This window comes from Ruminiclostridium herbifermentans, from assembly GCF_005473905.2.
GTDB lineage: Bacteria > Bacillota > Clostridia > Acetivibrionales > DSM-1351 > Ruminiclostridium > Ruminiclostridium herbifermentans.
In genome coordinates this window covers 1,500,348-1,522,373 of sequence record NZ_CP061336.1, presented here as the reverse complement: position 1 = coordinate 1,522,373, position 22,026 = coordinate 1,500,348, and the positions used below count along the sequence as shown (strand labels likewise).

The following is a 22,026-nucleotide window of genomic DNA, read 5'->3' as shown; positions in this document are numbered from 1 at the left end:
CACTTTTTTGAATATTTATCATAGGCATTATCTTAATATTTGAATATTGGTATTTCTAAAGTTTATACAGGTAATGAATAAAAATTCACTCAATTGAAGCATATATCACTTAATTACCCTCTCCAAAGACAATTTATACCTTACTCGCAAATAGCCATGTCCATATAACATCAATTCCAAATAATTACACCTCATATGATAACATATTATCATATGAGGTGTCTATTAAACATATTTGTTAAGCTAGTTACATAAATGCATTGATTCTATCTATGACATCATTTCGAAACCGTTCGATATAGCTTTGGATATATTGACTTATATCAAGTGAATCATCTTTAATTAATGGAGTTAAGTCCATTGCATAGCTTAGTGCATTTGAGCAATCAGTTTTATGTGATTCTGAATATGTTGCATTTGCAAGTCTTCTTCCCTCTGTTGCCAAATCGTATCTCTTACCACCGCATATTTGAGAATCATGAACACCAAGTACTGCAGCTGCTATATTTGCGTGAGCTGACACATCAAATAATACCTTATCTTCACTATTGAGCCAATCAAGGCCTCTCCAAACCTCACAGCCATAAACCTTTTGAGGTCTAAATTCTTCTGGAAGCAGCCTGATTGCATTTATAACTCTAATAGCAACTGCTACATGTGTGTCATGCTTATCAGCAAGGTTATGAGTATAAACAACCTTTGGTTTAGCTTCTTTTATTAGTTCTTTAATTTCTTCTACTACCTCTTTATTGTTTCTATCCTTAGCCTCACTGCTGGTATATCCTAGAAGTGCCAAAGCCCCATATTCTCCAACATAGGCTGCTTTCTTCTGCTCAAGTTTTCTAGTCTTTTTCATTTCTTCATCTGTATATTTCTCATAGCGTCCATTCCTTGGGCTTCCAGCACCATCGGTAACAACTACCCCGCAAAACCACTCATCATCTCTTCCAAAGCATTGTGCAATACCATGATAAGCCATTATTTCAATATCATCCTGATGTGCAGAAATAGCCATACAAGTTGTCCTTTTCAATGCAACAGCAACAGGTTTTCCATCAGGTATAAATAATTCGGCATCAGCTTTTTTAAATTTCATATGTAGATTCCTCTGCTTTTTGTAAATATATTTTAGGCGAACTCTTTTCAGAATTGCTTTTGTAAATAATTTTTGGATTTCCTAGCCAAGCAGTCTATCCCTGATATATTATATCAATATCTCCATCAACAAAACCTATTCCAATTACCTTAACCCTCTTTAACACATCAGCATAATTGCCATGCTCTAAATACCATTTAACAAGCTTTGTTATAAACTCAAGTCCTTCTTTCCATTCACTACCAGCCTGTTTTCGTGAAACCAGAAATACATCCTCTCCTGTTGTAAACACTTCATCACATGCCCAATCATCATCCTCTTCAGGAAGGGTTTTTGAACCAATCAATTGAACATGATAATCATCTTCACTTTCATATAAGTTAAAATTGAATGCCTTAATCTCTTCTCGTAGTTCCGATGCAAAATACCGACTTAGCCATCTCGAAAACTCTGTTTCTAAATGTGTATTCATCCTTTTCCTCTCTTTCAACCTTGCCTATTATATTAATTTACATTTTAGCTAATATGATTTTAACTCCACCTGCATTATACTGGAATTTCTCATTAACTAGTTTAACATACTCAGCTTTTGTCATGCCACTAATTCCTTAAAACAGTATGGTATTTTGTTTTCGAATCAATATAACAATTGTTATTATTTATATTTTCTCGAAACTATTATTCAAAGCAAATGTATAATTATGTGTTTCAAGCAGTAATCTACTACTTATCATTTAGTAACAATAAATTTTTCATATTAAAGGGTTTTATTTCTCTTCCAGTCATTTTATACTTATATGCAAGATACCATTCAAATTTCTGTTCATGTGTAGAAATAAAAATCTGCCTATCATCAAATTCATGGCGTAAGATATCGACCAATCCGACCATATTTACGTCATCAATTGTCTGAATTGGGTCATCAATCAACAGGATAGGTAAATCCTGTTTTGAATAGACTTGATTCATACAGAGCAAAAATGATAAAGAAACAGCTGCAAGCTGTCCAGAACTCATATTATATAAGATATCCTGTTTATCATCTACAGAGTTAATAAATTGTATGTTCTCCATATCATCATCAGTTTTAATATATATACTCTTTCCATTAAATTTTTGTTGTAATATTTTTGCAGTATATACATATAACAGAGGTTCTATATCTTGAATTATTTTTCGCTTATATTCCTTAATCCCCTTTTTAATTGCATCTTGATAATTACTTAATTCTGTATAAATTCTATTCAATTCTTCTAGTCTATTCAATGTTTTCTCAAGTTCATTTTTCTTCTCATTTAATAATTTGATACTGGAATTAAAGAATGATGATTTTACATAATTAATTTTTGTACGAAGCATTTCACTTGTAAGCTTTATAAAACTTTCTTCATTTTTGTCATAATATTTTTCATATTCATGAATAAAATCTTTTACATTTAATTGTATTTCGATTTCCTGAGGAACAGTTCTTAACTTTTTAGTAATAATTTGAATTAAATCATTATATCCTTTATCAATTTCTATTATATCTTCCGTATATTTTTCTGGTAAATTAATAGATAATTTTAGTAATAAATCTTTTATATTATACATATGAGATTTATTCTTCTTCACTTCTTGTAACTTGTTAAATATGCCTTCTGAGATAGTATCTTTTAGTTTATTTTCAATATCCTTTAGTAACGCATCAAAATACTCTTTATATAAACTATCAATAATGACATTAATTTCTTTGGAAGAGTTATCACATAATGCTTGTAATATATCTGTTTCTGCTTTAATTTTTTGATCCAGCACATATTTTTCAGAATATGATGCACCACATAGTGGACAAGTTTTATCATCAATAATAGATTGTTGAACTGCGTCATTAACAAGGTTCATTAATGTTGTTCTTGTTTTTGTAATACTTGTGACGACTTTTGATACGATACTTTGCGTTTTTTCTAATTGAGACACTTGCTCTAACTTTACTTTTATTTTATTAATGGCGCCTTCATCTAACAATTTTTTCGAAGAGATGAAGTTCCAGTTAATTTTCTGTAATTCTCTTTTATTTATATTTTCTTTTAATATATTATATTTTTGCTGTTCAAAATATGTTGTCTCAAGTTTTTCTTCATCTTTCACTAATGGGTAATACCTATATGTATACTCAAGCGGATTGTCTGTATAAATAATATTTTCATTTCCTCTAAAAGGTTCTATTATATCTTTAAACGGTTTATTATATAAAAAATTAAGACATGCTTCTTGATTTTCCGAAAAATAAATCAACTTTTCTATTTCTGCTATTGCTTCATCATATTTTTCTCCATCTAATGTCATGCTCTCCATATCCCAATATACTGTTTTTTCTGGAAAAAGACGCTGGTAGCTAATTTTAGGTTCATTATTTGTAGTAGCTTCTTTTATATGTTTATTTAATGATTCAATTTCACTATTTAGTTTAGTTTTTTGATTTTCAAGTTTTGTTATATATCCCAAATTTTTTGTCCTATTCTCATTTTTGAGAGATTTCATTAATTTGTCAACTCTATCTTCTTCATCTTTTTGTTCAGATGGAATATCAAATAAAAATTTCAATGCTGCTACTTTGTCTGTATTTGCCTTTTTTAAAAATCCTAAATGTTCATCTTGTGAAAGGAAACAACATTTGTCAAAAAAATCTCCCATATCATTTAGATGATATTCTTGAAGCGTTCTGTTCACTTCTTCAGTTTCTTTAATTTCCTGTCCATCAACAATTAACTTCATTTCAAATTTTTTAAAAATATTATACGGGTTATTTTCTTTAGATACTTTATTTAATTTTTCTTTTTCTGGATTGTAAATCCGCTGAATTTCTATCTCACCTTTATTTCCTTCTAAGCACAATTTAATATATGCTTCCTTTGTTTCATCTGCAATTAGTATTTTCTTATTGTATGCGTCATTTTTTTTTACACCCAGTTCATCACTATATTGATAAATTCGTTTTATTTCTCCTGTTAATGCGAATTCTATAGCATCAAATATAGTAGTCTTACCATATCCATTTGGACCATTCAATAAAATAAGATCTACTTCCGATATATTACTAATCTCATTAAAATTTTTATCAAAGAGTTTAAAATTGCAAATTTCTAGACTTTTAATCTTCATCGTTTATCACCTCACAAGATATATTTTTTTCGACATTAGTTTTCTTTTTTATTAACTCATCTAACCATGCATATAACATATTTTCATCATCAATTTTCCCTTCCAACTGATTCATTTCATTAATTATTCGCTCTTTATCAATTTTCTTTTCATTATATTCCTCATCAATAAAGCTGCTCACTGTTCTATACCCTTTTTTATTCCTTAGTAGATATTTTTGAAAATTTAGGAATGGAAGTTTGATAAATAAATTCATAAGAAAATCATATTGATAGTTTTCGATATTATTTTTTTTATAGTCTTGGAAATTGCTTTCAGTTATTTTCTCCTGACAGAGTGAATCAAATTCCCCAATATTTTCACTTGCAAACTTATCCATAGCATCTGTATATAATAAAACATTCTTTTTGAAGTAATTTAAATCTTCTTCAACGAGACAAATCTTTTTACTTAATTCACTAATTGTACCTGTTGCTTCTGTTTCATAATATTTTTCATCTTCAACACACAAGCAATATATGCATGTTACGTTTTTATCCATATCCACTTTGTATATATCTTTACTTTCTTTTATTGTTTGATATAGTTCTCCTGCTTTATCTTTCAATTCTAATAATTCATTTTCATTATTCAAGAAAAAGAATAAATAAAACGTATTATACTTTTCTTTTACAAACAAAGTATTATAATCCTGATAATTAAACTTAACTTTCTTTTCCCTATCAAACATTGATTCTATGAATTCTCGCATTTTATTACCTCCTAATTAATAATTTGAAAGTATTCCAATTATCTCCTCTGACTTGATAAACTCTGGTTTTTTTGGCTTACAAATACTGTTTTGATTAGTCTCTTCGTTTATCTCAGTTACACTTCTTATATATATCTCTTGTATTTCACTATATTTATTTTCCCAAATAGATTTACTTGCTTTCAAATTAGCAGTAATTATCTGGTCTGCTTCAAAAATAGGTTTAATTAATTCCGCATTATTTTCTATTCCTTGCACTATATCATCAACTACTACATTACTAATACTGTTTGAAATAGCAGTTAAAAATGCATTATTGTTTTTATTGTCTATTACAAATCTTGTCTTATCATCTTCTTTCATAAAATTCTGCTCTGGAACTTTTTTTATAATCTCGAAAACTGATTTAATTAACCCATTTTTATCTAGTAAACTGTTTAGGCAACGTCGGTCAAAAATTGTTTTATTGCAATCAGGATTAAAACTATAACATAATTTTTTGAAATCCTCATTGTTTAAATCTACTCTTGTGTATTCATTTTGTTGTAATTTACACTCTTTAGCTTGGTCTTCTGAATCCAAACAAGCTTCTTTGCATACTAATTCACAATATTGGGATAAATATTCATCATACAATCTTCTTAATGCGAGAATATTGGCTTCCTTTTCATAATTTTCAAGACTATCATTTAAAATATTAATTATGTCACAAAATGCAATCGATTTTTCAAACGTAACTCCCTTTTGCTTTCTTTGATGTCTTTTAATCACATGTCCCCTCATATAATGAAGTAATTTATCAGTTATATACTCATATTGCTCAAGTGTAATATTCTTATCATCCTGCTTGTATCTTTTTACTTGTTCTACTATTTTTTTAAAGATATCTGTTCCACGACAAAATGTATTTCCATCCTCATATTGATACACTTGTACCTCCTTATCAATATAAGATGCACCTAATTTTTTATCTAAAAAAGAAATTAGCTCTCCCATCACTTGCTTTAATTCTTCAATATTGTTACTCTCCTTATTACAAGTATCTTTAATATTTCTTTTCAGTTCATTATATTCCTTACGATTAATTTTTATTGGCTCATTATGTACTTCTTTCTTTATCTCTTGCAAAATTGATTTCTTATCATCAACTTTATCAAGTTTTACAATAAGATCTTTCATCTTAAAAAAATAATTTCGTATGCTCTCTTCCCATTCTTTCAAATGTTGGTTTATATCAGTCTCACTTTTTTCACTTATTTTATTACTGACATGCAAATATGCTTCTGGATTTCCTAAATGTTCTTTAGTATGAAACCCTTTTTCTAACATCAGCTGTGTCAATGGACGTCGATAATCTCCAATGCTACTAGCATCTTGATTTTTAACCTGATGAATTGAAATGTATCTTTTTCCTTCTTCATCCATGTTTACAATTGCAATATCCTCACAGTTTTCTACTTCGATTTGATATTTAGAACCTATCTCATCAATTCCTAATTTATATACATCCCTTAATTCACAAATTTTCTTCACTGCCAAGTATATTGCGATCTCACCCTGATATATAAAACCACTCCATGTTGCTGTAGCATCATGAATAAATATATTCTCCATTTTCTCCATTGCAATCAATCCTCCTCAATCAAATTTCACCCTTTAAATTCAAAATTACTGCGAGTGGGAAATTAGCTCTAGTTTTGACCTTTCACTTTTGATAGTCATATCCAGCAAAATCCTTTATGTATAAATCCTTGACTAAGCTGTGTATTACCAACTTCTTTAGTATAATTGTAAGAAATATCACTTTTTATCAAAACTTTTCACACTCTCTGCATTTACATTATAATCCATTTTTTCACATAATAACATATTCTAAAGCATATTGTAATATAAAACAATATAAAAACAACTTAGCCTAAGGTTAATGTCTATAACCTTAATAATTTCTGCAGTTGTTTAAATCATAAGCTTACATGCGAATATTTCATTTATTGAGCATATTACAAAATAATAAATATATTAATTGAAAAATAGTAATGCAAAATGGATAAACTGTATTTAAAATTTCCATTCTGTTTTTAAAAAAACAAATTCTTACCAATATTCAATCTGTCTTTTAATTTTACATCATCAAGTAAAAGTAACAAAATAGAAAATGGCTTTGATAAGTAAAAAGATGTAAAATTTATAGCCTACTAGTAAGTATTATCTCATTTTCATTTAATGCAATTTTATTTAAAATTATAGAAATTATATAATATCTATTTAAAATTACTTTTTAACAAATAAAAAAATCATAGAATAACAAAAAACTCTTCTGTGTGTGCCTTAATAAAAAAAAACTTATATTAACATAAAACAGAATTTATGTTAATTGTATTGTTTTATGTTAATTTTTGGTATATAATTACATATATTACTTATGCATAAGTTTAATCAAAAATCAAAAAGTCTAAGAGGCAGTAATGTACAAAAGACCAATTTCTAAACCTTCAAAAAAATATATAATCATTACTTTAGCTTTATCGCTTGTTATACCTCAATATTAAATTTATGCTAAAAATGATGATGTATCTAATAGCACTAAAACAATTCAGATACAAACATGTGTAAAAGGTAGTGTCACAGATCCTTCTACTGGAGAAAAACTCAGCAATGCAATTGTAAAATATTTTAATAGAGAGGATAATACCACAAATTCTATTGCAACTGATAAGAATGGAGAGTTCTTAATTAATGATCTTAAAATATGTGATTATGACTGGTATATTCAGTATAAAGGATATAAAACTGCTTCGTATATAGCCTACCCTGTGTTTGCAGGTGAAACTAATTTATCTTTTGAAATATCAAAAAGTACGGAAATCATAGATACATTTAAGCGTCAAACCCAAATAGAAGGTGCCCCCGGACCCGCACTATCATTCAGTGAGTCAAAAAAATCGGGTTTAACAAATGACATGGTATTAAAACAGATTTTTAATACTGCAGGACCTACTCCATATGTTCCAACAAATATAAAAGTTCTTAGGAAAGCCACAAATACAATCGAAACTGTCCCCCTAGAAACTTATATATCTAGAGTTATACCTGGTGAAATTGGAGATAAGATGGGTGGTAAAACTGTTGAACAAATTAAAGAGATCTACAGAACTCAAGCAATAGCAGCAAGAGGTTATGCTACATATTCCACATATTTTGATAGAAAACATGGTAGCTCTTACGATGTTTGTGACTCTACATGTTGTCAGGTTTATAACCCTAATCTTACAAATAGCTATGCTACGACAGCAACAAATGATACTGCTAAAAAAATACCTGCACTAGTAAGTGGTTCTCCATATAATTGGAATATAAAATATGTTCATGCATTCTTTTTTAACTCCTGTTCAGGAAACACAAAAAGTTGTAAAGATGTCTGGGGGACGGACGTTTCCTATCTTGTAAGTGTTAGCTGTCCATATGATCCAACAAAATATGCTATTCCAGCAACTGATGGGCATGGAGTAGGCTTGTGTCAGGATGGAACAGCCGGTTATGTTACAAATGGCTATTTATATACTGATATCCTTCCACATTATTATACAGGAGCATCAGTAGTTACAGGTACATATAACTAAATGTAATAAGTTTACCCAAGAGGCATTTTAAACCTCCTGGGTAAACAATAAGAAAGGAATATTATGACTAAGAGAAAAATTATTTTATCAAGTAGTATAATTGCTTTGGTTTGCTTATTAGCATTTTCTGTGTATAAATATAACAGTGCTCAAAATATCAACCAAAATAAGTTAATTAATGAAGTATCAAATATAGAAAACAAGTCTAATATTAAAGAAAATCAATTCGATCTGACTTTTAATATAATAGATAGTGAAACAAAAGAAAAAATTAAAAATTATCTTGTGGTAATACCTGATTTGAACAATAAGTATGAACTAACAGAAACTGATAATATAATTAATATACCGCAAAGTCCTTTTTCCCCAAATACAGGGAGGTATCAAAAAGGATATACTTTTATTATTTATTCAGAAGGATACTTACCAATAATTGAAAATGATACCTGTATTTATACTGAAGGAACAATATTAAATGCAGAGTTATCAAAATCTCAAAATACAAACAATGAAAACTACATAGAAATCCTTAATCCTGTAAATAAAAAAAGTATAGATGATTTATTAAACTATTATTTTAGTGAAAGTAAAGGTAGTAACAAATACTTTATTACGGAAGACACTTTGATAAATAACGTTGTAGAACATAAAAATATATCTGATATAAAACAAGGTAAATGGATTATTAAAGTAATTGATAGTGACTCAAAAAAGGAAATTGACGACTCTTTTATCATAATAACCGATTTGTCTGAAAAGTATAATGTCTCCAAAAATGGTACCGTAATTTCTTTACCTCAAAAGCCTGTATCCTCCGATGAAGGAAAATATGAAGCGGGTTATACAATAATAACTGGTGCAATCGGGTATTTGCCACGTATTGACCATAATATTTTAATGTATGATAATGTCCAGAGAAACATAATAATTGAACTTGTAAAACCTAATGTTAATAATGCATATTTCTCAGAACAGCAACATAAATCAGATAAGAATGAAATAACTAATTTATTAAAGTATTATTTAGGTAATAGTACTTATAAGGTATCAATAAAGTAAATACAGTATCGTCTTTCTATCTCAAATTTTTCAATCTGTCTATAATTATCAAGTTCTTTAGGATTCTTCAAAGTACGAGCTAATTGCAGAAGCTGATCATTTTTTTCAATCGTAATAAGAAAATCCGTAGTCATTATTATGTTTTCACCAGTAACAGGATCTTTGGGATGTTCAATTCCGAGTTCATCTGAAATAACCATTGTCTGCTTAAGAGTAAAGAGAGGGTATTGTTCACGAATACCCTTAACGCAATCAGCAAATTCAAGAATGTATAGATACTTTTTCTCCTTGTCCTAAAAAACATCATGCTACCTGTCTATTTTTATTCCATATAGCCTCGTAGCTCTTCCTTTTGACGGAATATTATAGATTTGTCAGACAAGGTATATATTATTTCCCTATATCTTGTGCATAGCCTTCTTCTATCCATATTACATAAAAATCATGTCTGCTCTCACATTTTCTTTTAGCCATAGAAAAATCATCCTCTATACGCTATGTATACCATAAAAAGGATGATTATATACAAACTATATTTAAATACTCCAATCTGTTTTATAAAATTACACCATAAAAAAAATGCATACCAATTAATTTTAATTTGAATTTGGTACACATCTTTTTTATTCAGTACACAACTTTATTATCTAGTATACGACTTTATTAAACTGGGACATCTAATTGTATACTATTAGAAACGCAATATTTATTTGATTAACGAAGCCCAAAAATTGTTGTGGTTTCTCGAATAGTTTGGAACTAGACTCGCTAAAGTTTGGTACGGAAAGTGATTATATCCTTGTATAATGCACTAGAGTTATATTACAGGACACTACTAATAAATTTTTGTAATGAACCCTAGTACCAAACTTTATGAGAAACTACACATTCAAAGAGCTGCTGGCCCTGCCTCATAATAACATGAAAAAAATTAATGCATCATATTTATTTGAATCTTCGTGTATATGAAAGTGCGCCAGAGCACTTTCATTAAAATATATCAAGGTAGTTCTACTTTTCGTAATAAAGAATAAAGTTGTACACTGGGATAAGAATCAAACCATTGATATTCCATCTGTGTAAAATGTAATAAAATAATAAAGTTGTACACCAGCTAATTTTACAGAATAAATATTTGATAATATTAGCTAATTGCGATTTAAAAATTAGTATGTATTATTGCAAGTAACATAACTTAAAATCCTGAAATAACAACATTCTTTTAAATTTTATAGTATGCAACTTTATTATCCAGTGTACAACTTTATTATCCAGTGCACAACTTTATTGTTATGACGCATGTATGAGGAATCATAAAAAAGTTGTAGAATTTACGAGTATAGAATCCGCATATTATCATTAACAAATAAGTTAATCATAAAAATAAAGTTATAAAGTTATTTTCACTTTTTAGTAGTACTTATTTAAATATTAATAAAAAAGTTGTAAAATCACACAAAATACAATAATCCTCCCTATGAGATACACTTAGTATCATACTTAGTCCTTACAGAATCTCTTTCACAAATTGTCATCCCAAAAAATATCTCGACCTTCAATACCAGTATATTTGTTTTGTTGTATCTCATTTGAGATTTGGGGAATATCTAAATCGCCTATGGGCCTAGTATTTATTAATACTTTTTCTATATGCATGCTTTTACCAATTAAAATCGAATAGTCTTTCTTCATCTGTTGTAAAACTCTTTCAAAGCGTTTTATATTATTAGTTGCTTCTCTATATAGATCTACTAACCACGCTCCTTCATAGTATTCAAACTCAACAATGCGAATCGGATTATTAATTGCTGCATATCTACCAGGGTGTTCTTCAATCTTTTTTTTGACTATTTCCATTTGAGCTACAAGTAAAGATTCCGGTATATGTGATCCCCAATTCCTATCATTATTTATTTGATTAATTATTGTAAGCATTCCATTATCAAGCTCTTTTAATCCAAGTTTTAGATTAACCTTTTTATTTGCTAGAAATCTATTTCACAAACCTCGGTAATTTAATTTCATATAACGAACCTTTTCCTGGTCTATTTGAAAAGTCACCATTTATATAAGATTGACCAATTCTAAGATAGGGAAGTGTACCAAATGGAGTTATCTGCTCCTTAAAGCTGCCATCACTTCTTTTGAATAAACATTTCAACATCCACAAACCCTCTGAATTCTGAAATGGAATCCCATGCCAATACAACTCAACTTCTTCATCTTCTTCGAATGACCATGATCTGACCTTTAGTCTGCTCATTATGTTATTTCTTCTCCTAACTTGATAGCTCCTGTAACCTATAGCACATTATTTTTTATAATTTTTAGCATTATTTTTTTCGTAATTCGATACTTATCATTTTGCACCTAATTTTTATACTAGCCTACATTTTATTTATATCATTTTCATAATATAAAACGGGCTAAAACACATCAAATTTATAGCATAATAAAAACACATTACCTTTTGATAAAATTTGAATTATAAAAACAAAGCTTACTTAAAAAACTCTCTTTAAATCATTTAAAAATTCTTGATTTATATTTATAGTAAAAACTTGAGTAGTCATTTGCAGATCAAAGTTATTGTTGCAAAAATTATATCCTAAAATTTCATGGTCTATATTAAAAAAAGCTATAGGGTTATTTATCTCATAGCACTCTGTAACGCACTCTTTTTTATCAATAAGTTTCAATATGTACATATAGTAAATATCTTGATTCTCTAGGGCAGTCAAAAGCTCATTTATAGTAATATATATATATACTGTATTTACCGATAGTTTTAACTTCAATACAATTTTTAATATTTTCTGTTTTAACTTCAAAGTCAAAACCAGCTGAGTCAACCATTTTCCTTACATTCTTTTTACCATATTTATTTAATAAATAATTTTTTACAATTAGCTCTCCATACTCACCGTTTTCCTCTTTAAACTTCCACCAAGGGAACATTTCTTTCTCTGTATCATCATTTCCTGTTTTAACACTATTTCTTAATATTTCCTTGCTATCAATATTCAGTTCATTCCCATATAACTTTTTTGCATTTTCAATATTTACAATGTAAGGTAATGCTCCGATAGTATAATAACCGAATTTTTTTGCAAGGTCAGAGTACTCATTTTGTGTTAATCTAGGTTTATTAACATCTCTAAATAATGGTAATGACTTATAAATCATTCCTGAATGCATGATATTTTTTGATGTCATTCCTTTTATTTTTAGTCTTATGAGAGAGTCAGTAATACGAGATCTTATAAACATATAAGAAGTTCTCTCGTTTTCAGTAGATACTCTATCTGTCTTCCTTATTAAATATTCCTTATTTTCTTTTAAATAGCCCCAGATACCTTTTGATGAACCCAAACTTTTTTCTAGTGGTTTATACTCTTCTTCAATTAGTGCTTCATTAATTATTTCTATGCATCGATCAGAAACTTGAACCAATCTATTATTTTCTATGTTAATGGTGTTACCAGATATACTTTCTTTGGTAAGATGCACCATTTCAGCTATTTGTATCCCTTCAAATAGTAATCTGAAAATTATTGCATCTTGTTTATTTTCTAATTTATTTTCAATCTCAATAAGTTTATTATGACTAATAAGAATTTGGCTTTCAGCCACAAATTGATCTGACCAATTTCGTTCAGTATTAAAAATCTCTTTTAATTTGTTTAATGGATTTTCTTCTTTATTTTTTCCTTGCTTTGCATGAATGTAATTAATGTAATTTTTCAGACAATTTCTAACGGTAGCTGCTGCACCAGGAGTTGAAGGCTCATAGGCTTTCATAAATCCCCCAATTTCTTCTATTGAAAAATCACTAAGGTCTTTTCCATAATTGTATTCAAACCTCGAAACAGCTTTAAATATTGCTCTAAAGTCTGTAGAATTTTCATTCATAAAAGATATTTTATCAACGCTATTATAAAAATCATATCCAGAATAATCATAATTCATTTAAATATTCTCCTTAGATAGAAATCAGTAAAATAAATCTATTAGACTATAATATAGCCTCAAACTAGCTTCTATATGATTCCACCATAGTTTACTAAAACATTCCATAATATAACAAAAGTACTGATATTTCCAAATAGTTTTTGCTACAATATAAAGAATTACAATGAACATAAAAGAGCTTGCAAATTATATAGCAAAAGCTCTGATTACTATGTTGTAATTTATTTTTTCCTTATTTGAATTATTCGGAATAAAATTTATTTTATATCGTCTTCTTATATTTGAAGTAAATTATTTCAATAACCTTTTTTCTTACCCAAGCACTCTTCAGCCTGCTTTTCATACTCTTTACGTATACCAGCTATCCTCATAACCTTCCACAATTTCGGTTCTTCTCCTGACTCGGATAATTTTTGTATAGCCCAGAGTATTCTTCGCTTTCTGTAAGCATCATCAGTTTCAGAAACAGCCTCAATGTATGCCTTAGTCTGAGGTAGCTTATCCAAGTGCTTCTCAAGCAATCCAAGAAGCCCACTAACTCTGCCAATTCTGCTCAGAGATATTCTTTCTGGTTTGCCCTTGGTATTTAATATTTCCTTTTCAGCATCCTTAACCTTTTGTAAAACCTCAAAATCCCTTGCAATCCAATCAACCCTAGTAGAATTTATTTGTATCTTTTGATGCTCAGGCGAATTCTTATCTAACCAATCTTTATCGTGCCTGTAAAGCCATGCATAATGTGCTTTTGCTATGCTTCTTAGTTCTGTTTTTGATTTATCAGGATAAGTCTTTTTTGCTAATAACCATGCATTCCTGTGATTATAAAGTAAGCTATCGTTTTGTTGAAGTACATTATCAATAGATGCTTGACTACCTTTTTCAGAATGTATATTCTCATCATTAAACCCTGTTTTCAAACCAAGCTTGGCTGAATATAGCTTTATTGTCTTTGGATCAGCCTTCATCTCCCGGGCAACCCTTCTTAAGCCCCAATTTTTATTAATAGCTTCTTCAAGCTTCTTTTCCCATACTAAACCAAACATTTTTATCCTGCCAACCTTAAATAAATCGTCCGGTGAAGTATCTGGTCCTCGCCGGGAATAAATAAAACCACAGCTGCATTCAAATGTTCCTACCGGGTGCTTGGTATCATAGCAATGAGTAATCTTAGCCTTTTTTATTACAAACTTCTTGTAATGGTCAGCTACTGGATTTAAGCAAGGCCATGGACCTGTTCCAAATGGCTTATAATTGTCCCCAATATTAATAAATTTCTCAGCAGAGCCATAAAGAAATCTGATTAACAGCAGATGCATCACAATATGAAAAACTTTTCTATGCTTTCTTACAATACTTGAAAGCCAGTTATTTTGGTTATTATAGTCTACAGGACATTGTACCGAATTAAGAAAATCAAATCCGTAAAACTCAATGAAATCTGCCACTAAATTTTCTTGATAAACTCGGCCATTTACCGTTGCATATCCTCTGTCTTTAAGCTTTTCAATGTAGTAATTCCTAGTTCCATAGGTTTTTTCCATAAAATCTTTTACATTTTCATAATTTTTAATTATCCAATCTATATCCTCAGAGAGAGTAATAAGACTATTTATATCTTTTTCTGTGTAGTTAATTTTTGTGTGCTTCTCTAAGCAATTTTTTTCATTAGCTGCAATAAATTCATGTCTATTCTGTATTTTCAGATTAACTGTGCTATCCAGTATCATTTCATTGTGAACAGGGCAAAACAACACTCCAGGCATCTGATGTAGCCTGTGCCAGTAGTTTTCACCGTATTTCTGTTCATCATCCTTATTACATTCAGGGCAAAACCTTAAATATTCTGGAACATTAATAGACCCTGCCATAATTCCAGCCATAGTATGGATTTTGCCTCCGCCGTTTCCTTTCATGTCAGCTTCAATTAACTTTGTTCTGGCTTCAGGCATAAATGCAGTATAGTACGGAAAAAGTGTATTATTCATGATTAGCCCATCAGCAGTTAACCTTTTGTGCTTAGGAATCCGACATACCAGTGAATCAATATCACTTGGCATATCACCCACTGCAGTAATAGTGTTTGTTCCGAACAATTCATGTAAAGTCATTTTAGGACTTATATTACCGTTTCTGACATGGTACCTTGCTAATATACTATACAGCAGTTCGTCAGGATACGAAGTAGGGAAGTAGTTCAATCATAATCATCCTGTTAAATTAAATTCCTCAACTGGACATTTTATAATCCCCTCGGTCTTTAAGGCCTCATATGCAGATTTGCTTTCATCTCTGCCTTTTTCTATAATTACCCTCAAATCGTCTTTATCTTTTTTAGTACTCTTAGCTGTCCTCTTTTTAGGGACATCACTTTTTATTGAACGCTGCTCCAGTAAAAGAAGCATTGCCTCCTTGAAAACATTATCAACATTTACTGTACCCTGAAAGGACTTTAAGATGTTCCTTGTCATATTTTTAGCCTTAACATGATCAATATTTAAATCTACAAGCCTTAATACAACCTCCTGAAATACCTTATCCTTATCATTTTCAGACTGCAATATTTTATTCTGCTTCTGCTTAATAAGCTTATTAAGGTTTAGTTCCTTCAATCGCTCATCGCAGAATTGTTCTATATCTAAAGGTCGAATATCCTAATATTTGCTAATTTCTTGCTTTTTACCAGACTTTAATGCATCAAGCATTGGTCTGACCAACTTAAGATTGTCCTTAGCTACTCTTTTGATTAAGTCAGAGTTAATTGTTTCTTCGCCGGTAGCTATTGCTCTCATTTGCACCATTGCGTATAGTTTTACAGCTATATCGACAATCCCCTGACTTTCCTCATACATAACATCCTTAATCTCTTTTGTCAGTTCACACTTATTCTGAATCCACTGGTAGCTCCACATGCCTTCAACAAGCAAATCCCAGTCATCATCCTGTTCCATGTTCTCCCAGATCAAATCACCCTGATGTCCACTTCCACGTCTAGCCTGTCTGAATTCGCCCTGCAAAATTGACATTGCCTTAGTTGTTCCAATAAGGATTACTGGTATCCCAATAGTATTTACTAAATTAACAAAAAAATTAAGCATTTTTTCTTGACCACCGCTTTTAGCAACACTGAGATGCTGTATTTCATCAATAACGAGAAGTCCCAAGCTATGTCTTCTAGCAATTTGTGCCATTCTAGGAATCATTGTTGCAGTTGTAGTATTTCTTCCGGCTGCAAATTTACTGTATGTTTTGTCTGCCAATAACCTATCAAATTCCATGAAAAAGTTGGCACACAGTCCTTTTACTCCACCGTCATGAGGACAATCAAGCTTCAGCCATACAAGCTGATTATGGTCAAAATCAAAATTATTGTACTCTTCATGAAAAATAATTTGAGGATATCTATTCAGAATACTTTCCACTGCGGTAGATTTACCCATACCTGAAAATCCTATTATTGTGAAGCCTGATGCTGATGGCTTTGAAAGCTCTGAGTTTTTAAATTCATAATTTCCATCCTTAATCATCTGATATATTCTTTGCAAATCTCCCGCATAATTTGGATTAAGTGGATTTCTTGTTATGTAGCCTTGTCTTATTACCCTTGAAATTCTCTGTTCAATATCAAAGTGAGTACTCCAAGGCTGAAAGTAGCTGAAAAGGCGTTGGACACAGTGAAATCTTATATGCGGCTCATAATTTCGTTCTTCATTGGTATGCTCAGGATAAAAGTGTAGCAGCTCTTCAACCTGTTCAAAGCTCCAAATTGGTGGTAACGCCTCAATTAGTGGGTTACCAGAGTATTCCTTCAGTTGCTGCTTTGAATATCTTGCTTCAACAATCACGCCTGTGTTTGGATTTTTACTCATCTTTTTTATCCATTCTTTCCTTTTGCTTTTTCTTTAAATATTCAATATGGCTTGGATATTTGTATTTATCGGTTTCATTTTCTCTTATAGGTATAACATTGTTAGGAATATTAGCTTTTTCTGATTCCTTTTCTGCATCCAAAATAAATGCATTCTCTGCCTTTTCAATATACTTCTCCGATTTTCTTTTTTCCCTAATATTCTTAGTTCTTTCCGTATTACTTACAGTTCTATCTTTTTGTTCAGCAGTCATTTTATCCGCTGCCTGTACTATGCTTTCAATTTTAGTAAAAAAGTCAACATTAGACTGTAGAAGCTTTTCCTGATTCCTGTCTAGCTTAAGCTTTTGATAAGCATATAAATTTTCTATTTCATCTAGTGTTTTATTGTTATACAGTCTTTTATCAAGCATTTCACACTTAATAAAGCTCTTATTATTTTCTGTTTTGATATAGACAAAATTCATATTTCTGGGATCATACGCTATATTTTCTTTCCAGCTTCGCTTATTGCGAGCTATTTCAAACCATCTATCAGCAATTAGCTTTGGGCTGCTATACAGCAGATTCTTGAATTTTAACCCCTTTTCTGTAACTGTAGCCAAATCTGCTGGCATAAGGTTAAGCTTCACAATATCTTCAGGATAAGACCTTTATTTACCTGATCTATTGCTTATCCCCCAATTCCAAAGTTCTTTAGGAATAGGATCTATGTCGTCCTCAACCATAATTTCACTCATACTGAATTTTTTCATCCAATGTTGATTATTATGATACAGTACACAATTAATTATTATTTGGGTAAACTGGTATATATCAAGCTTTGCATCAAGCCTGTAATCTGTTCCACCACGTTCCCGAAACGAGATATCAATATGTCCAGGTACAAGCGGCTTTACCTTGCCGTCAAGCAAATTAAAATATTGCTCAATAATACCCTTCCAATCAGCTCTATAAGAAGGAGTATTTTCTATCCTGATGCCTAAACCATTTACTAATGTATCAGCATATTTACTCTCCATTTCTCCTCTGTCACCGAGTATTGCAATCGGAATATGATGGCATGGCCAATCCTCCTGTGAAATATTAATATCATATTCCTTGCAGTAATTAACCTTATCTGTAAAGGCATTTGAGAGTGCCATCATCGCTCCAAGCCATGAAGGTCCTTCAAGTCCTACATATACTCCTGCTACCATTCTTGAAAAGCAATCTATAACAGCATAAATTACAGGTCTACCGATAATCCATGTTCTGTTAAACCTTGAAACCAAATAAACATCAGCAATTGTAGCATCAATCTGATATTTTGATCCTGGTCCAATAATTTCTGCATCCGATTTTCCAGTAACAGCTCTATGATTTAAAGCATACTTCTTACTGCCTTTTTTCTTTGTAAGAGATTTCTTAATATCCCTCTCAACCTCATACCAATACCTAAATTGTGTAATCGTAGGTATCTGTCCAATTGGTATAATAGTTGGCTTTCGTATACCATCCTCAAATCTGTAATCTTCTTTATAGAATTCCTTTACCATAAGGTCATAAGCAGTCGTTAAAAAGTTTTCCTTGGGAGTATCATAATATTTATTTACTGCAATTCTGAATATCCTTTTTGTTGACTCATTGACATTTATCCCTGGTCCATTAACAGCAATATTTTTTCTTGGCCGTCCTATTTTTTTATCTCCAAGAAGCTTTCTTTTTCCTCTGCCTCCTGAATTATAGTAATCGGGGAGGAGTGCATTTTTATTTTTGCCTCTCTGCCAAAACCTTCTGAGATATTTATATACTGTGGTATAAGTAACACCATGCATCTCGACTGCTTTTGAAATCCATGGGCCTCTTTTTTCACGCTCATAAATATCAGGTTCATTCTCAAAACTTACAATATCAGCTATAATAGACCATGCCTTATCTCTTTTAATTCTATCAGCATCTTTTATGCTGTCTTCACCAATAACCCTTATTAAGGAGTCATCCTCCTGTTTTACAGCATCGCCAACTTCAATTGCACTTAATACATCACTTATTTTCTTTGAAGCAGGTAAGCCTTGCTTTGAAAAAGCATCAATAGTATAAAGAATAAATCCATCGGGTTCTATCCAAAGTATCCTGTCTGTATGTTCATTCTCCTGACCCGGATTCCATGTAATAAGCTCGTTAACATATAGTAATCCCTTCATATCGCAGCCATCCCATCGTTTTTCTTTTTAATCTTTTTTATACTTCCTGTCACATTTTCTATGCAGCGCTTCGATTGCATATCCATTATAACTTCCTTCCTTGCAATCAGATGCTTCAGTATATCAAGTGTAGTACCTGGAATTAGGTTCATTTCCTTATCAAAAGCACTGGCTACATGTACAATTCTGCCTTCATACTCTTGTAGTCTTTCCTTAAGTATTTCTCCATAATACTGCAATTCCTGAATACTCAACTCATTATATGAATCAAGATGATATGAATAATATGCCCATTCAATATTGGAAACAAAAGTTCTCGGAATATCCTTATCCGTCACAATACCCCAATCAATGCCCATTTCAGCCCAATACCGTCGTTCAATTTCAAAATGCTCGATTACATTTTTCTTTTCTAGCTTATCTGCAGGCTTGATTGTCCTTACAATATCAGTCTCCTTGCCGTTAACGCTCATTGTAATCATAAAATCCGATGACATTACATAAGGTACATCATTCTTAGTATTTATAGGATGCTTTATACCAAGCTGCTCTGCAATTCTTAAAGTATCCTCTAATTTCATCGGATATTGCTCACGTATATCTGTTACATTATCAGCCCACTCAAGCAAATAGAAGTATCGTAACTCATTATTGGACAAAAAATGGCAGACCCGATTAGATTTCCAACCAGGCTGCCTTGAGCTAAACCCATCAGAAGGGAAGTCATGTATAGTAATCCAAGGCTTGTAGTCCTTACCTACACCTTGACCTCGTCCCTCACTAATATATTTTTTAAGTTTATTTTCATCCCAATTAAGGTTATACTTACTCATAAAAACTGCATTCCTTTTTAATGTAAGTATACCATTATACGGTATAAAACTATACATCTTTTTTATAACCCTTTTTCATAAATTTTAATACTTTTCTATTGAATTATTGATGCCATACTAATTGTAAGGTAAAAAAACACACTGCAACATTTGTAAAATTTTATATATTTTTTAAAATTTTTATATTTTTTGTAATATATATTGAAAATTAAAATTGTATAGTTTACACTTATTTATGACTTTATTTACTGTTTAATCCATCCAGTTAGCAACAAAACGATTTAAAGTACCATTAAAAATCAATTTATTGGGAGGCTATCAAATGTATGAGGTAATACCTAAAGACGATTCACAAAAGGACTTATTTGCATCAGTTGTTTCAATTTACAAAACAATTCACCATAAAGGTTGTTTACGAAATCATTTTTCCGAAGAAAACTTTAAAACAAAGTTCGGCAGTTCCAAAAAAATCTTGCAAACAGCAGTCAATCTTTTCTGTGACGGTTATGTTGATTCTGTCTTTTATTTTATTATTGAGTTGGAATTCAACAGAGCTATTAATCAGAATCCCTCTATCTCTGACGAAGAACTATGTGAGCTAACAATGTCAAAAGTACTGGTACAATATATACGAAAAAAAGACCCTGATGCCATATATACTTTGATGGGATATACCTGTACTGCCAATGCTAGATGGGATATTATGCCAGACCTGGATTGGGCTGATAAGCCAGTATAAAACCTATAAACTAAAAAGAAAAAGGAAATTTATGAAAAACAGAATTACCAGATTGTTTAGCATCTTTATTGTTGTTTCATTGTTAATATCATCTAATATTCCTGCATTTGCTAATGATAACACTACAATTAGTACAGGCAATGATGTAGAGATAATTAATGTTGATATTACTCAGTATCCACAATTTGACATTAATAATTTCGAGGAATATAAGCCAATACTTGAGAAATACGGTATAGCTGAGGATAATGTAATTGCAATATTACCAATTTCCAAACGTAATTTACAAGAAAACGATAAGAATAAAAGTGCTCCAGAAAAAAATAGTACTACAAGCACTCTGAGTGAACTAGAAAATGATAGCACTACAACCACTCAAAGTAATGCTATTACAGCAAGTGTACCTGCAGGCGTACTAGTTTTAACAGGTACATTCGTATCTTCTTCTGTGTGGAAACTAACATTATTAAATGTGGGTATACTAAATGTTTCAGATATAGAGGCAGATGTTATACTTATTAATAATTCTAGTGGACCAATAGTAAATTCTAAAAGATTCCTTGGTGGGTTACTGAAATTTAAGTCAGTTAGTGAAATTTATTCCGCAGGTGGTAGCGTAATTGATGTGGCTATAGCAACTGTTACTGGAATAACAGAAGACGGAGAATATTTTAATATGGGTGGAACTCAATATAGGAACCAATAAACCGTAGTAAAGTACTTAACTGCTTATATTTCCAAATTGATAAGGTTGCTAGTTG

Annotated in this window: 19 protein-coding genes and 1 pseudogene; 5 read left to right on the top strand and 15 right to left on the bottom strand. The window is 30.7% G+C overall.

The features are described 5' to 3' along the window. Positions 1-247: 247 nt before the first annotated feature. The 5 genes from EHE19_RS06545 to EHE19_RS06525 form a co-directional block, all read right to left on the bottom strand. Entirely contained in the window at positions 248-1,096 is an 849-nt protein-coding gene (locus tag EHE19_RS06545; RefSeq protein ID WP_137698472.1) for a PIG-L deacetylase family protein, read from the bottom strand. A gap of 94 nt (positions 1,097-1,190) precedes the next feature. Then, a complete protein-coding gene (locus EHE19_RS06540; protein WP_137698473.1) occupies positions 1,191-1,568 on the bottom strand; it encodes a hypothetical protein in 378 nt (125 codons plus the stop codon). Between the two features lie 251 nt (positions 1,569-1,819). Further along, on the bottom strand, positions 1,820-4,240 hold the full coding sequence (locus EHE19_RS06535) for an AAA family ATPase (RefSeq protein WP_137698474.1): 2,421 nt from the start codon (positions 4,238-4,240) through the stop codon (positions 1,820-1,822). Beyond that, a complete protein-coding gene (locus EHE19_RS06530; RefSeq protein ID WP_137698475.1) occupies positions 4,230-4,991 on the bottom strand; it encodes an ABC-three component system middle component 1 in 762 nt (253 codons plus the stop codon). The genes EHE19_RS06535 and EHE19_RS06530 overlap by 11 nt, the downstream gene beginning before the upstream one ends. Positions 4,992-5,006: 15 nt before the next feature. After that, entirely contained in the window at positions 5,007-6,614 is a 1,608-nt protein-coding gene (locus EHE19_RS06525; protein WP_137698476.1) for an ABC-three component system protein, read from the bottom strand. 926 nt (positions 6,615-7,540) lie between these two features. On the opposite strand from EHE19_RS06525, the pseudogene EHE19_RS20125 reads away from it, so the two are divergent. The 3 genes and pseudogenes from EHE19_RS20125 to EHE19_RS06510 form a co-directional block, all read left to right on the top strand. Further along, positions 7,541-7,807, top strand: a pseudogene (locus EHE19_RS20125) (carboxypeptidase-like regulatory domain-containing protein); the annotation flags it as partial. 144 nt (positions 7,808-7,951) lie between these two features. Further along, positions 7,952-8,611, top strand: coding sequence for a SpoIID/LytB domain-containing protein (locus tag EHE19_RS06515; RefSeq protein WP_137698477.1), 660 nt, complete (start codon positions 7,952-7,954; stop codon positions 8,609-8,611). A gap of 63 nt (positions 8,612-8,674) precedes the next feature. Beyond that, complete coding sequence (locus tag EHE19_RS06510) at positions 8,675-9,670, top strand: hypothetical protein (RefSeq protein WP_137698478.1); 996 nt, start codon at positions 8,675-8,677, stop codon at positions 9,668-9,670. Here the strand turns inward: EHE19_RS06510 and EHE19_RS06505 are convergent. From EHE19_RS06505 to EHE19_RS06470, 10 genes are all read right to left on the bottom strand, one after another. Further along, positions 9,649-9,939 carry a TnsA endonuclease N-terminal domain-containing protein gene (locus tag EHE19_RS06505; protein ID WP_137698479.1) on the bottom strand — a complete coding sequence of 97 codons (291 nt, stop codon included), beginning with the start codon at positions 9,937-9,939 and terminating at the stop codon, positions 9,649-9,651. The two genes, EHE19_RS06510 and EHE19_RS06505, sit on opposite strands and share 22 nt — an antisense overlap. A gap of 1,252 nt (positions 9,940-11,191) precedes the next feature. Continuing rightward, the gene (locus EHE19_RS06500; RefSeq protein ID WP_137698480.1) at positions 11,192-11,605 is read right to left on the bottom strand and encodes a hypothetical protein; all 414 of its coding nucleotides are present in this window, start codon (positions 11,603-11,605) and stop codon (positions 11,192-11,194) included. 58 nt (positions 11,606-11,663) lie between these two features. Then, positions 11,664-11,933, bottom strand: coding sequence for a hypothetical protein (locus EHE19_RS06495; RefSeq protein WP_137698481.1), 270 nt, complete (start codon positions 11,931-11,933; stop codon positions 11,664-11,666). A 482-nt stretch (positions 11,934-12,415) separates the two neighbouring features. Then, complete coding sequence (locus EHE19_RS06490) at positions 12,416-13,639, bottom strand: phage lytic cycle repressor MrpR family protein (protein ID WP_137698482.1); 1,224 nt, start codon at positions 13,637-13,639, stop codon at positions 12,416-12,418. Between the two features lie 299 nt (positions 13,640-13,938). After that, the gene (locus EHE19_RS06485; RefSeq protein ID WP_137698483.1) at positions 13,939-15,840 is read right to left on the bottom strand and encodes a TnsD family Tn7-like transposition protein; all 1,902 of its coding nucleotides are present in this window, start codon (positions 15,838-15,840) and stop codon (positions 13,939-13,941) included. A 6-nt stretch (positions 15,841-15,846) separates the two neighbouring features. Next, positions 15,847-16,251: a hypothetical protein gene (locus tag EHE19_RS19700; protein WP_244648347.1), complete on the bottom strand. Its 405-nt coding sequence runs from the start codon at positions 16,249-16,251 to the stop codon at positions 15,847-15,849. Between the two features lie 42 nt (positions 16,252-16,293). Continuing rightward, the gene (locus EHE19_RS06480) at positions 16,294-17,508 is read right to left on the bottom strand and encodes an ATP-binding protein (protein ID WP_244648346.1); all 1,215 of its coding nucleotides are present in this window, start codon (positions 17,506-17,508) and stop codon (positions 16,294-16,296) included. Beyond that, positions 17,501-18,124: a Mu transposase C-terminal domain-containing protein gene (locus EHE19_RS19555; RefSeq protein ID WP_205314732.1), complete on the bottom strand. Its 624-nt coding sequence runs from the start codon at positions 18,122-18,124 to the stop codon at positions 17,501-17,503. The genes EHE19_RS06480 and EHE19_RS19555 overlap by 8 nt, the downstream gene beginning before the upstream one ends. A gap of 36 nt (positions 18,125-18,160) precedes the next feature. Next, complete coding sequence (locus tag EHE19_RS06475; RefSeq protein WP_205314731.1) at positions 18,161-19,693, bottom strand: DDE-type integrase/transposase/recombinase; 1,533 nt, start codon at positions 19,691-19,693, stop codon at positions 18,161-18,163. Continuing rightward, entirely contained in the window at positions 19,690-20,526 is an 837-nt protein-coding gene (locus EHE19_RS06470; protein ID WP_205314730.1) for a TnsA endonuclease C-terminal domain-containing protein, read from the bottom strand. The genes EHE19_RS06475 and EHE19_RS06470 overlap by 4 nt, the downstream gene beginning before the upstream one ends. Positions 20,527-20,848: 322 nt before the next feature. Between EHE19_RS06470 and EHE19_RS06465 the strand changes: the two genes are divergently transcribed. Next, the gene (locus tag EHE19_RS06465; RefSeq protein ID WP_137698484.1) at positions 20,849-21,265 is read left to right on the top strand and encodes a hypothetical protein; all 417 of its coding nucleotides are present in this window, start codon (positions 20,849-20,851) and stop codon (positions 21,263-21,265) included. A gap of 31 nt (positions 21,266-21,296) precedes the next feature. After that, on the top strand, positions 21,297-21,971 hold the full coding sequence (locus EHE19_RS06460; protein ID WP_137698485.1) for a hypothetical protein: 675 nt from the start codon (positions 21,297-21,299) through the stop codon (positions 21,969-21,971). Positions 21,972-22,026: the final 55 nt, after the last annotated feature.

Bases quoted from the DNA above. Each gene is read 5' to 3' on its own strand.
- EHE19_RS06495 (WP_137698481.1), bottom strand. From the start codon at position 11,933: ATGAGCAGACTAAAGGTCAGATCATGGTCATTCGAAGAAGATGAAGAA.
- EHE19_RS06465 (WP_137698484.1), top strand. From the start codon at position 20,849: ATGTATGAGGTAATACCTAAAGACGATTCACAAAAGGACTTATTTGCA.
- EHE19_RS06480 (WP_244648346.1), bottom strand. From the start codon at position 17,508: ATGAGTAAAAATCCAAACACAGGCGTGATTGTTGAAGCAAGATATTCA.
- EHE19_RS06460 (WP_137698485.1), top strand. From the start codon at position 21,297: ATGAAAAACAGAATTACCAGATTGTTTAGCATCTTTATTGTTGTTTCA.
- EHE19_RS06535 (WP_137698474.1), bottom strand. From the start codon at position 4,240: ATGAAGATTAAAAGTCTAGAAATTTGCAATTTTAAACTCTTTGATAAA.
- EHE19_RS06510 (WP_137698478.1), top strand. From the start codon at position 8,675: ATGACTAAGAGAAAAATTATTTTATCAAGTAGTATAATTGCTTTGGTT.
- EHE19_RS06470 (WP_205314730.1), bottom strand. From the start codon at position 20,526: ATGAGTAAGTATAACCTTAATTGGGATGAAAATAAACTTAAAAAATAT.
- EHE19_RS06490 (WP_137698482.1), bottom strand. From the start codon at position 13,639: ATGAATTATGATTATTCTGGATATGATTTTTATAATAGCGTTGATAAA.
- EHE19_RS06530 (WP_137698475.1), bottom strand. From the start codon at position 4,991: ATGCGAGAATTCATAGAATCAATGTTTGATAGGGAAAAGAAAGTTAAG.
- EHE19_RS06475 (WP_205314731.1), bottom strand. From the start codon at position 19,693: ATGAAGGGATTACTATATGTTAACGAGCTTATTACATGGAATCCGGGT.
- EHE19_RS06540 (WP_137698473.1), bottom strand. From the start codon at position 1,568: ATGAATACACATTTAGAAACAGAGTTTTCGAGATGGCTAAGTCGGTAT.
- EHE19_RS06500 (WP_137698480.1), bottom strand. From the start codon at position 11,605: ATGCTTACAATAATTAATCAAATAAATAATGATAGGAATTGGGGATCA.
- EHE19_RS19555 (WP_205314732.1), bottom strand. From the start codon at position 18,124: ATGCCAGCAGATTTGGCTACAGTTACAGAAAAGGGGTTAAAATTCAAG.
- EHE19_RS06525 (WP_137698476.1), bottom strand. From the start codon at position 6,614: ATGGAGAAAATGGAGAATATATTTATTCATGATGCTACAGCAACATGG.
- EHE19_RS06515 (WP_137698477.1), top strand. From the start codon at position 7,952: ATGGTATTAAAACAGATTTTTAATACTGCAGGACCTACTCCATATGTT.
- EHE19_RS06545 (WP_137698472.1), bottom strand. From the start codon at position 1,096: ATGAAATTTAAAAAAGCTGATGCCGAATTATTTATACCTGATGGAAAA.